The organism is Pseudoalteromonas sp. S2721 (genome assembly GCF_005887425.1).
Taxonomy (GTDB): Bacteria; Pseudomonadota; Gammaproteobacteria; order Enterobacterales; family Alteromonadaceae; genus Pseudoalteromonas; species Pseudoalteromonas simplex.
Map to the genome: position 1 here is coordinate 1 of NZ_PNCZ01000083.1, position 11,897 is coordinate 11,897.

Below are 11,897 nucleotides of genomic sequence, written 5' to 3' on the forward strand. Positions count from 1 at the left end.
GGTAGCTGTTGAGCTCCTCATCAGGCTTGCCTTGCTCACTATAAGTAATTCCTTGGTTAAACATCGCTTGAGCCACTTGAATTTGAATCTCTTCATTCGATGAGTCTTTGAACTGCTCAATCAAGGTTGCGTAGCTGTTGAGCTCGTCATCAGGCTTACCTAGCCTCCCATAAGTAACACCTTGGTTAATCATTGTAATGGCATACAGCTTTGACTCTTGTTCGCTGTCAACTAACCCTAAGACCTTGTTCCAAGCATTGAGTGCTTCGTCATATTCATTACTTGAAAACGCCTTTAAACCCGCTTTAAACCATTCTTGAGCTGTTTGATATACTTTCGGTTTATTATGTTTGGTAGTTGTATTCTCTTCTTTATTTCTTTTCGAAGTAACAACATCTTTGTTTTCTGCTAAGAGAGCGTCCCAAGCTAGTTGCTGTTCTTGCTTGATTTTTTCCAGTGCATCCCTTGCCTCTACTTCTAATTTCTCAGCTCGATCTTTTAGCTGAAGACTCACATTTTTAAGTTCAGTTTTGGTTTCTGCAATTAATTTATCTTTATTATCTAGTAACCACTGTTCCATATGACTTTTTGAGGTTGTATTAGCAGTCTGCTTGGCTTCGTATACCGCTCTGTTTTTTGCACTAAAACCGAGTGCGATTGCAGCAACCGTGATAATCAAACCAAATATGGTAAATGCCATTCCCCACATATTCGTATTACTTGCTATGTCAGAAATCCGCTCATCAAACCCATTCAATTGATTAGTTTGCAGCTTTTCTTGCGTTTCGAGTTTTGTTTGTAAACTGGCTAACTGAGTTTTTAGCTCTTGCTGAGCGTTTTCAAGGAGCTTAACATCATTACCCAGTGACTTTTGTACTTCTAGCCTCTCATCCAACCGAGCAAGCTGACTTTGCATACTAAATATTTGCTGGTAGGCCAAGCTATTACTATTTTTTGCTTTATCTATTACTGCCGCTTCATTTATAGGCCTTGTAGAAGGTATATTTTCAGCAAAAGCTGCGCTAGACAGACTCCAAAAAAATAAAAATAGTAAGAAAAAACGCATTAATCATCCCTAGAATTAGTTTGCTTTGCCAAAACGACTACTTAACTACATATAAACCAGCTTAATGTAACCAAGCTTTGTAACACATACTAGCGAAAGCCTATCACTTCTGAAATAGTGCGCCCTTGTAAATTTGGCTACTTTTTCTTGTCATATGGCAAATTTACCTGAAAACAAAAATAGAACTTACCACACTGCAAGTTCTCTTTATGCGCTGAAGCACTCCTTGCCGAAGGTCGTCATATATGGCAATAACACTCCAAACTGGTATTTAGCGAGTAAAAAGCCCAGCGGTATTGCTGGGCTTATCGTTGATCGTTAGTTAACTGTTATTCATATCGTAAGATAAGTGATGGTCTGGTGCTTGCGGCCTTAAAGGCTAAACTTGCAACGGTAACCCAGGTAATAGTGGCTACAGCAACGGCGGCAACTAAATACACCCATACAGCTTGTTCAATGCGGTCATTAAAGTTTGCTAACCAATCACCAACTAACAAGTAAGTCACTGGATACGCAATAGCAATACTTACCGCCACCAGCACTAAGAACTCTTTAGCAATGATATTTACGATACTGATGCGTGATGCACCTAGCACTTTTCGAACGGCCACTTCTTTTTGACGACGCACTGTTGCAAACGAAGCCAAGCCAAAAGTACCTAAACAAGTTAAGAACACAGCAAGACCGGTAAAGATTAAAACGACATTCGAAATTCGCTCATCACCTTTTAACAGAGTTTTGTAGTTGTCTGCGAGTAAGTTAATTTTTGGCTCATAGATATTGGCTGAGCTTGCTAATACTTCAGCGATCTGAGCTTTAATGTAAGGCAAGTTTTGCTGATCAATCGTTAAAATTAGTTCTGATACTGGTGATAAAAAGTTAAAGCCACATAAGAACATAATATTTGAGTTGGCATCTTTAGCATTACCTACTTTTACATCTTCAACCACACCCACAACACGCATATCTATGCCGCGACCTGAGTCTTTAATAACCTTACCGATAATGTCACTCATATTAGTGTAACCCGCTTGCCTTGCGACAGATTCAGTCACGATGGTGCCCGTACTTGTTACTCCATTTGCACGGCTTGCCCAATCACCGGCAAATTCACGGCTAAAGTCACGACCAGCAACCAGTTTTAACCCTAGCGTTTTTACAACATCGTAGCTTGCACCTACAACAGGCGTTAAGCTGCCAGATGCTTCACCATTTGGCCACGTTGGCATAAGTGTATTATTGATTGAAACAGTTAAACGGGTATCAATAACTGTTGTTTGCTGTACGCCTTGAATTGCACTAATACGGTTAACTAAGGCATTTTTTTCTTTTGTGAATACTTCGCCTACAGGTAGCTCTGAAATAACCAATCTTTGTGTCGTTTCATAGCCTAAAGGTAAGCTTTGTAAGTAAGTTAATTGCTTTAACAAAGTAATAGAGGCAATGATTAAACCTATTGCTAGTGAAGCCTGTAAGGTTAGTAAGCTCTTACGAACCCATATTGCAGTATTACCTCGTTGTAAGTCTCCACTTAAAACGCGTTTTGCACTGAATGACGAAATAAAGAATGCAGGATAAAGCCCAGCTAATATGCCCACAGCAATTGCGACCACAATAATTGCAATGCCAAATTCAGAGGCATAATTCACGACCAATTCGCGGTCTACTAGTTGATTAAAGCTTGGTAAAAGTAGCTCCACTAAAGCACAAGCAATCACCATTGAAAGCATTGATACCAACACAGATTCAGATAAAAACTGCGTTACTAACTGGCCTTTACTTGCGCCAAGCGCTTTACGCACACCCACTTCTTTTGCACGTTTCGTCGATTGAGCGACGGTCATATTAATAAAGTTAAAACCTGCAATAAGAATAAGTAGCACGCTTAAACCAACACAGATCATCACCACTTGTTTAGCACCACCTGCTTTCATCTCAAACGGTGATTTTGCAGTTAGGTGCAAATCAAGTAATGGATGCAGCTCTAAACTAACTTGCTCCAGCATCGAGTTGCTAAAAAAGCGCTCTGTTAAGGTTTTAGCTAATGCATCGGTATCGGTGCCCTCTGCTACACGCATATAAACATAACTACTGTTGATGTCTATTTTGCTTGGATCATGCTTAACATAAACAAGGTTTTTAAAGGCAAAGTGAGTGTTGTCTTTTAAGTCCGCAAACACGGCACGCACCGTGTACTGTCCTTGTTCATGCGTTAGTGTTTCACCAATCACATCGGTGCGACCAAAAATGCGCAGTGCTTCTGATTCACTTAAAGCGAGGCTGTCTGGTGTACTCATTGCTGTTGTTAAGTCACCCGCCAGCGTTTTCAGAGCAATAAAGTTTTCAATATTTGCAGTAGCACCATATAAGGCATTTAACTTATAGCCTTGGTTGCGGTAACTCACATCAACCATGGCTTCACGAGTCAACTCGACCATAGTTAATCCGAACACTTCTTCAACTTGGCTGTAATCTTCAGCCTGCTTTGACTGCACATAATTAAAAATAGGCACCACAGCTAAACCAAGTTTTGAGAAGTCCTGGCCAACGCGATAAACACGCTCAGCATGAGGCTGTTGGCTATCGTACGAAAGCTCATTTTTTGCAAATAAAGCAACTAGAATTGCCGCAGCTAAGCCCACACTTAAACCCAGAACATTTAAAATAAAGTGCTGCTTTTGGTTTTTAAACGCACGCAGCGCGGTGATCAAATAACTTAAAATCATGTTATGCCACCTCTGCTGTTTGTTGAACACGGTTAGCTTTATCAACCATCACTTGGCCATCAAGTAAGCGCACTAAACGGTCAGCATAATTGCCTTCTTTTTCTGAGTGAGTAACCACAATTACCGTGGTACCTTCGCGATTTAGCTCACGCAGCATCGCCATGACTTCATCACCATTTTTTGAATCAAGGTTACCCGTAGGCTCATCCGCTAAGATAAGTTTTGGATTAATCACAAGAGCTCGGGCTACCGCTACACGTTGCTGCTGACCGCCCGATAGCTGTTGCGGTAAGTGATCTGCTCTATGGTCGATTGCAACACGTTTTAAAATTTCTTCTACTCGCTGTTTACGTTCACTTTTTGAGATATTTTGATACTGTAATGGCAGCTCAACGTTTTCAAATACTGTTAATTCATCAATTAAGTTAAAGCTTTGGAAAACAAAACCAATCGACGCTTTTCTAAGTGCCGCTAATTGTTTTTCACCAAACCCTGCGATGTCTTCACCTAAAAACTCAAAACTGCCTGCCGATGGCGAATCCAACATACCTAAAATAGAGAGTAATGTTGATTTACCACAGCCAGATGGCCCCATAATGGCAAGAAACTCGCCTTCGTTTACATGTAAGTTAATATTATTAAGCGCTGTTGTTTCAACATCTTGAGTACGGAACACGCGTGATAAGTTAGTTAATTTAATCATTGTTTTTATCCTTAAAATTGTAGTTGTTGTGCTTTATCAAAGTTGCTGTAGCTAGAGGTGATCACGCGATCTCCGGCGCTTAGGCCACTTAACACTTCATAATAGTTTTGATTCTTTTTGCCAAGACGAATGTCTTTTCGTACTGCACGATTGCCATCTTTTTCCATGACATAAACCCAGTTACCTCCTGAGCTGGTAAAAAATGCGCCGCGTTCAAGTAATAAGGCAGTGCCTTTGCTATCACCTAGCATCAGCTGCACATCAAGGCTTTGTCCGCGTTTTATGTTGCTCGTGCCATTGGGTAAATCGACTTCAACCTGAAACTGTGATTGCTGAACACGGCTATCAATTTTGCTAACCGTCGCCGCAATTTCGCCTTGCTCATGTTCAATTAGCACTTGCATACCTGTTTGAACTTGGCTTAGGTAAAACTCATCTAGTCGCACAACTAGCTTGTATTCATTAGGAATATCAATCTGCCCTAGGCGAGCACCACGGCCTTTTGATTCACCAATTTCAACATCAAGCTCACTTAAATAACCATCGGCAGGTGCTGTTACGAGTAAGTTTTCAAGGTTCTTACGCGCAAACTGTAGGTTTTTCTCTAGCATGTCGGCACTGTCTTTTAACTGAGCGACCTGAACTTCACGTATGCTGTTTTCTTGCTTTTGACGTTCAAGGGTTAGTTCTTTACGCGCTTTGTAATACGCTAAGTCTTCTTGAATTTCAGATAATTGCTCTTGTGCTAACACACCCGTTTTCACTAGCGGCTGAGTCTGTTTTAAGCGACGCGATAAATGCGTAATTTTAAGATCGATTTCAAGCAAATCACGGCGTAAGTTTAAACGGCTGGTTTCCATATTCATTTGCGTGTTACGTAAAAAGTTAAGCTGCTCAGTCACCTGTGCTTCACGGCTCATTACATCAAGCTGCAAGTTGGTATTGCTTAAACGCACAAGTGGTTGGCCTTTTTTAACAAACTCACCCTGCTCAACAAGTCGCTCTTCGACTTGCCCTCCGGCAATGGTGTCGAGGTAAATAGTAGTGCGAGGCATAACCTGACCACGAAGACTTAAAGCATCAACAAATTCACCTTGTTGTACTGTGCTAATCGTTAAGCTTGTCGCGGTTACTTGCTGACTACGACCTGTTTGCTCAGTTTGCGTGAAACCATAAGCTGCTGCCGCAACAGCTAAACATGCAGCTGCTATTACTGATTTCTTAAAAAATGCTTTGTTATTTGAGCGTGTAATTTTCTTATCCATGTTGACGCCTTTAAGTTATCTAGGTGCTAATTACCTATAGATAAAACAACTCTTGTGCCAACTTTTATTTTTATTAAATTACAATAACTTATATAAAAACCAATAAGGGTGCATATAATCAAGTGTCCGCTTATAGAACACTTCAAAACCCATATATCGTCCATAAATGGACACTGTTACTATTTTCAATTAGTCTTAGTGTTCCCATAAAGGAATAATAATAAATAGCTATGAAACAAGCAGGATCAATTCTTATTGTCGATGATAACCCCGACGTACTTATCGCCGCACGATTACTTTTAAAGCAGCATTATCAGGTTGTAAAAACCACAGATAACCCCTTTGATATCGAAGGTATCATTAACGCACAGCATGAGGCGGATCAGTCCATAGATGTTGTGTTACTCGATATGAACTTCACGCAAGACTCAATTAGTGGCAAAGAAGGATTCTACTGGCTAAAAAAGATCATGAGCCAAGACGCTAATATTGCGGTACTGCTTATGACGGCCTACAGCGATATTCAGCTAGCTGTCGAAGCAATTAAAGCTGGTGCCTCTGACTTTATTGCCAAACCTTGGCAAAATGAGCAATTACTCGGTGCTGTTGCAGCGGCATTTTCACACGCTAAAGACAAGCAGCAAGTTGGTAAGCTCACAAAACAAAAGCAGGCCTTGCAGCAGTCAATCGGCAATCAACCATTTGAGTTTTTAGGCCAAAGTGATGCCATGCAGCAGGTTTTTTCGGTTATCGACAAAGCAGCCAACACAGATGCCAACATATTGATTAGTGGCGAAAGTGGCACAGGTAAAGAACTCACTGCCCATGCAATCCACAATGCAAGCCAGCGCCAAAGCCAACCCTTCATAAGCCTAGACATGGGCTCACTGGCCGAAAGCCTGTTTGAAAGCGAACTATTTGGCCATAAAAAAGGGGCGTTTACTGGCGCGAAGGAAGATCGCATCGGCCGATTTGAGCTTGCTCATGGTGGGAGTTTATTTTTAGACGAGCTAGGTAATTTACCGCTTAACCAACAAGTTAAGCTGCTCGCAGCACTACAAAACAGACAAATAACACCGGTTGGTGGCTCTAAAGTCATCGATATTGATATTCGCTTGATCTGTGCAACGAATGAAAACCTCGAACAAGCAGTTACTGAAGGCAAGTTTAGGCAAGACTTACTGTACCGTGTTAATACCGTAGAGATCCGTTTGCCAGCTCTGCGTGAGCGCAGTGAAGACATTCCATTACTGTGTAACTACTACTTGCAGCACTTTGCACATAAATACAAACGTGAGCTCTCGATTGCGGCATCTGATATGACACGTTTAAGTCAGTATCATTGGCCTGGCAATGTCCGTGAACTTGCCCATGCAATTGAGCGAGCAGTCATCCTCTCAGAAGGCTCAGAGCTTGATATAAGCTCGGTGATAAGCTCACCAAATGCTGCTGTTAGCACAAGTGAGCTCTCTTCAAACGCCACTGACTACGACACTTTTGATCTTGCAATCATCGAGCAGAGAACCGTTCGTGCAGCTTTAAAGCATTTTCAAGGGAACGTGAGTCATGCAGCAAAAGCGCTCGGCCTAACACGCGGAGCCATGTATCGTCGTTTAGAAAAATACGGACTTTAATCGATGCGAAATTTTATTATCTTAGCCAGCCTATTAGCTGCATTAATAGGTTTATCAATTACTTTGTTTTGGCAAGTAGAGCAGAGCGGGTTTTCTGCAATTTCGGCACTTTTAGTAATTTTAAACTTGGTATGTGCCGCGCAAATTTTTAATTTATTTAAACGCCAAACAAGGCGTGCAGATATGGTGTTTCGCGCTTTAGCGAATGGAGACAGCACATTAGGCTTTGGCGACCAACACCCTATGCAGCAGCAATTTGAGCAGGTTAAACAACAAATTCAGGCTGCACGTTTTAATGCAGAGCAACAAGCCCAGTTCTTACAAGCACTATTAATTCATATCGATTTAGCGGTATTAGTATGTGATGAACAAGGCACTATTATTGAAAGCAATCCGGCGGTCAGCCGTTTACTTGGGCAAGCTGTAAAGCACATCGATGATTTAGGTGTAATCGCAAACCTCGTTCAAGACGCAAAACAAAATAGCCGTAATACCGTGCCATGGCAAAATGGTGAGCAGCACGATACCCTATCTGTGCAAATCAGTATTGCCGAAATCCAAGGTAAAGTTCGTAAAGTGATCAGTTTGCAATCGATTCATGATCAGCTGCAATTAAAAGAGCAACAAGCTTATAAGCGCCTTACCAAAGTACTAACCCATGAAATTGCTAATTCGATTACGCCACTCTCTTCTTTAGCACAAACTTGTACGGCGCTGCTGCCAACTGAGCTTAGTTTTGATGATCAGGAAGATAAACAAGACTTGCAACTCGCCCTAACAACACTCGCATCACGAACCGAGCATTTAGGGGAATTTATAGCGCAATTTAAAAAGGTTAGTAGCTTACCCGCCCCACACTTACAGCCACATATTCTGGCAGATCTTGCCAAACAAGTTGTTGCTCTGCACTCACAACAAGCTAAGCAACTTAATATTACGTTGAATTTATCGGTGCAAAGCCAACAGTTAGTAATGATAGATAGAGGCCAAGTTGAACAAGTAATAATAAACCTGCTTACCAATGCCCTTGATGTCCTTAAGCAGTTAAATACTTCAAAGTCAGCAAAGTGCATTGAGGTAAGGATTGCACAAAATGCTAATCAGCAACTGTATTTAGAGGTCAGTGACAATGGTACAGGTATCAGCGATCATGTGATTGAGATGATTTTTGTGCCATTTTTTACTACCAAGCAACAAGGTTCAGGAATAGGCTTAAGTTTATCGCGCCAGATCATGCTCAATCATGGCGGCGATCTGGTTTATATCAAACGCCAGCAAGGAGCCTGCTTTCGCTGCGTGTTCGGTTAACTTACATAGTTAGAACACTTACTTACAATTTGCTAAGGCGCTGTTTGATATCATGTACCCATTAACGTTTAATGGACTAACCAATATGAAGCATCTCGCCTTAGCACTGTTTTTTTCACTTGCCTTCATTCCTGCTACAAGCTTTGCTGGTATTTATGACAGCCCTAATATGAACCTGTTTGTTAAATCAGAGCATAATAGTACTGATTCAATCACCTCAGCCGGCATCGAAGTTATGGCTAAAAATAACTACAGTAATTTCGGCGCAGCATTTACAACGGCACTAGGCTCAGCAGAAGTATTTACTAAAAAAGGTGATCGGGAGACATTTCTCACCTTAGATAGCGGCATCAAATTTGGTTATTTCAGCGACTTTTTTGTCTATGGTGAAGTGGGCTTAGATTTAATTGAGCTTGCTGTATACGACGACCGCGATGACCACGACTACAGAGACCGCTATGATGACGACCACAATAATATTGATGGCTATGTTGGTGTGGGCATGGGCGTGGACTCAAAGCCATTCAGAATAGAGATTTATGCCAGAGCCCGAGAAATAGACAGCCGCTATTGGGAAGCGCAAAACCATGGTTATGCTGGGTTACAAGTTAGTATTTCGTTTTAATTTCAATTGGGTGAGTAAGTTAGCGAGCTGTTAATCTAATGGTCATTTTTAGCTCACCCTATGTTAAGCTTAGGCGCTTTAGTTTACCCGCACCTAAGTTAACGGAGTATTTTAATACGTGTTTTTAAATCGATTTTTAGGCCTTGTTGTTGTTTCTCTTATTGTAACAGGCTGTCAGACTGCCCCTGAGTCACTTCCCGAAAAGAAGCCTACCATCAAAGCCAATCCAGGTACTGTGGTTGCAGAAGCTAAAACAGCACAAGTAGACGCGGTGACACCGCTCAAACCAAGTGAACTTGATGACGTATGGCAGCGTATTCGCATTCAACTACAGTTTAGCGATTCAAGTCACCCAGATGTGCAAAAGCGCATTGCTTGGTACCTTACTCATCCAAATTACATGGAAGAAATAAGCCGCCGTGCAGCGCCGTATTTGTATCATATCGTCACAGAAGTAGAAAACCGTGACTTACCAATAGAACTCGCTCTAATGCCGCTTATAGAGAGCGATTTTGATGCCAGTGCCTATTCGCACAAACATGCATCGGGTTTATGGCAACTCACCCCCTCAATCGCCAAATACTTTAAAGTAAAAATTACCCCTTGGTATGATGGTCGCCAAGATGTGGTCGACAGCACCCGCGCTGCTTTGGATTTTATGGAATACCTTTATAAACGCTTTGAAGGCGATTGGTATCATGCTATTGCTGCCTACAATATTGGTGAAGGGCGTGTATTACAGGCAATTGCTCGTAATAAAAAACAAGGTAAGTCGACGGACTTCTTTAGCTTAAAGCTACCATCGCAAACCAAACAATACGTGCCTAAGTTACTGGCCGCAGCACAATTATTAAAACACCAAAAAATGATATTCCCTGCCATTAAGAATGAGCAGGCTATTGCGACCTTACCAGTAACTGGTGCAGTGATCTTGGCAGACAAAGCGAAATGGCAAGTGCTTGAAGAGCTAAACCATGGCGTTATCCGATATCCCGCGGTAATTGATGCGCCACATATTGTGGTTCCCAAAGATCAGCAAGCAAGTTATCAAACTCTATTAGCTAATCAAAAGAGCAATGATTATAGCCAGTGGCAACATTACACTGTTAAACGCGGTGATAGCTTAAGTGTGATTGCAAAAAACTATAAAGTAACAGTTAGCCAACTGAAAACCTTCAATAACCTAAAAACAAACACTATCCGTATTGGTCAAAAACTGATATTGCCACAATTGGCTGATCAGCAAATCGAATATAAGGTGAAATCTGGCGACAGCCTTTGGAAGATTGCAAAGCAATACAAAGTCAGTATCACTAAACTCAAACAATGGAATAACCTTTCAAGAGATAGCTTAAGAGTGGGTGAAAAGCTCACCGTATTTATCTCAAATAGTTAATACCAAATCAGGGGGTTTTACTCCCTGTCTCTTTTATCTATCCAATTAAAGTTGTATCTTTGTTAGTCTATAAAAACAACAACTAAAAATTATGGATAATCCGCAACAGGACGCAAGCTGTTCCACCGTTAAAACAGAGCAAAACTCTAACGTTGAAGAGCAAACAAAGACCACCCAGCAAAACACTCAGCCTGCTAGCAACCAGCGCAAGGCATGGTTTACCAACGAGCGGCTAAACCTATTTCTCGCACTCTGCGCCATTATTATCTCCGCAGCCTCCTTTTATGCCACTTACTTGCAAGCCAGCGCCGCAGAACGACAAGTAAAAGCCGCAACCTGGCCATGGCTCGAAGTGATGACGGGGAATTTTAATGAAGAAAAAAATTCTGAAGAAATTACTTTTTACATTAAAAACTCAGGATCAGGCCCAGCCATTATTAAATACGTTAAATTCTTCCACGATGAAAAGTCTTATACAGAGATATTTGAAGTAATAAAGGACTGCTGCTTTGATATCTATGCTTACCAAGAGCAATTAAATAAGTTGCAAAATGAGTCACCAGAGATAAATTTCTTTGAAAAATTTGGTTGGTTGTATACCGGCGTTAGTAATAACCGATTATTAGCCTCAGGCGCTGAACTTAATCTTTTTGGTTTTAAGAAAACAGGCTTCAATGCAACTCAGTGGGACAAGGTAAATGACCAACGCTTTAATATTAAAACTGAGATCTGCTACTGCTCGTTGCTAGAACAATGCTACCTAAGCGATGGCCGCGGCGATGTGAAAGAGATAGAGCAGTGTAAGTGAGTTGCGAGAATAAAGTTAGCGAGAGGAAAGTTGCAAGAGTAAAGTTTGGAAATCTGCCGTAGGTTGGGTAGAGCGCAGCGAAACCCAACAGCGTGGTAATTCGTCATGCACAATGAAGATGTAAAGCTCATTCATAACAGACGAATTAGCGCAAGGTGAAGTAAGCCATTTTAGAGATCACCAAGCTGTTAGACCAGTAGAGATTTTAAGAATTTTTAACCATGGGTTATGAAGAGGGTCATATGGATTATACCATTCCGCTTAAATATCTGATCTAATATAGGCTATATAAAATCACCGGCTAATAACATTGAATTCAAACATATCTGAACAGCTTTTAGCGCTTTCTCGAAAAGAACCAAACGC

At 41.3% G+C, this 11,897-nt stretch carries 9 protein-coding genes; 5 read left to right on the forward strand and 4 right to left on the reverse strand.

The features are described 5' to 3' along the window. The 4 genes from CWC02_RS20250 to CWC02_RS20265 form a co-directional block, all read right to left on the reverse strand. The coding region (locus CWC02_RS20250) for a tetratricopeptide repeat protein (protein ID WP_502705412.1) at positions 1 to 1,066 on the reverse strand (1,066 nt) is incomplete at its 3' end. A 329-nt stretch (positions 1,067 to 1,395) separates the two neighbouring features. Further along, the gene (locus tag CWC02_RS20255) at positions 1,396 to 3,792 is read right to left on the reverse strand and encodes an ABC transporter permease (RefSeq protein WP_138619915.1); all 2,397 of its coding nucleotides are present in this window, start codon (positions 3,790 to 3,792) and stop codon (positions 1,396 to 1,398) included. Position 3,793: 1 nt separating this feature from the next. Beyond that, complete coding sequence (locus CWC02_RS20260; protein WP_054552246.1) at positions 3,794 to 4,495, reverse strand: ABC transporter ATP-binding protein; 702 nt, start codon at positions 4,493 to 4,495, stop codon at positions 3,794 to 3,796. Positions 4,496 to 4,506: 11 nt separating this feature from the next. Continuing rightward, positions 4,507 to 5,760, reverse strand: a complete 1,254-nt coding sequence (locus tag CWC02_RS20265) for an efflux RND transporter periplasmic adaptor subunit (RefSeq protein ID WP_054552245.1) — start codon at positions 5,758 to 5,760, stop codon at positions 4,507 to 4,509. Positions 5,761 to 5,990: 230 nt separating this feature from the next. On the opposite strand from CWC02_RS20265, the gene CWC02_RS20270 reads away from it, so the two are divergent. From CWC02_RS20270 to CWC02_RS20290, 5 genes are all read left to right on the forward strand, one after another. Beyond that, entirely contained in the window at positions 5,991 to 7,394 is a 1,404-nt protein-coding gene (locus CWC02_RS20270) for a sigma-54-dependent transcriptional regulator (protein WP_138619916.1), read from the forward strand. Between the two features lie 3 nt (positions 7,395 to 7,397). Next, the gene (locus tag CWC02_RS20275; RefSeq protein ID WP_138619917.1) at positions 7,398 to 8,702 is read left to right on the forward strand and encodes a sensor histidine kinase; all 1,305 of its coding nucleotides are present in this window, start codon (positions 7,398 to 7,400) and stop codon (positions 8,700 to 8,702) included. 85 nt (positions 8,703 to 8,787) lie between these two features. Then, complete coding sequence (locus CWC02_RS20280; RefSeq protein ID WP_138619918.1) at positions 8,788 to 9,327, forward strand: hypothetical protein; 540 nt, start codon at positions 8,788 to 8,790, stop codon at positions 9,325 to 9,327. Positions 9,328 to 9,445: 118 nt separating this feature from the next. Beyond that, positions 9,446 to 10,723, forward strand: a complete 1,278-nt coding sequence (locus CWC02_RS20285) for a LysM peptidoglycan-binding domain-containing protein (RefSeq protein ID WP_138619919.1) — start codon at positions 9,446 to 9,448, stop codon at positions 10,721 to 10,723. Positions 10,724 to 10,814: 91 nt separating this feature from the next. Further along, positions 10,815 to 11,531 (forward strand): hypothetical protein, encoded by a 717-nt coding sequence (locus CWC02_RS20290; RefSeq protein ID WP_138619920.1) that lies wholly within the window; start codon positions 10,815 to 10,817, stop codon positions 11,529 to 11,531. Positions 11,532 to 11,897: the final 366 nt, after the last annotated feature.

Bases quoted from the DNA above. Each gene is read 5' to 3' on its own strand.
- CWC02_RS20260 (WP_054552246.1), bottom strand. From the start codon at position 4,495: ATGATTAAATTAACTAACTTATCACGCGTGTTCCGTACTCAAGATGTT.
- CWC02_RS20265 (WP_054552245.1), bottom strand. From the start codon at position 5,760: ATGGATAAGAAAATTACACGCTCAAATAACAAAGCATTTTTTAAGAAA.
- CWC02_RS20275 (WP_138619917.1), top strand. From the start codon at position 7,398: ATGCGAAATTTTATTATCTTAGCCAGCCTATTAGCTGCATTAATAGGT.
- CWC02_RS20270 (WP_138619916.1), top strand. From the start codon at position 5,991: ATGAAACAAGCAGGATCAATTCTTATTGTCGATGATAACCCCGACGTA.
- CWC02_RS20290 (WP_138619920.1), top strand. From the start codon at position 10,815: ATGGATAATCCGCAACAGGACGCAAGCTGTTCCACCGTTAAAACAGAG.
- CWC02_RS20255 (WP_138619915.1), bottom strand. From the start codon at position 3,792: ATGATTTTAAGTTATTTGATCACCGCGCTGCGTGCGTTTAAAAACCAA.
- CWC02_RS20280 (WP_138619918.1), top strand. From the start codon at position 8,788: ATGAAGCATCTCGCCTTAGCACTGTTTTTTTCACTTGCCTTCATTCCT.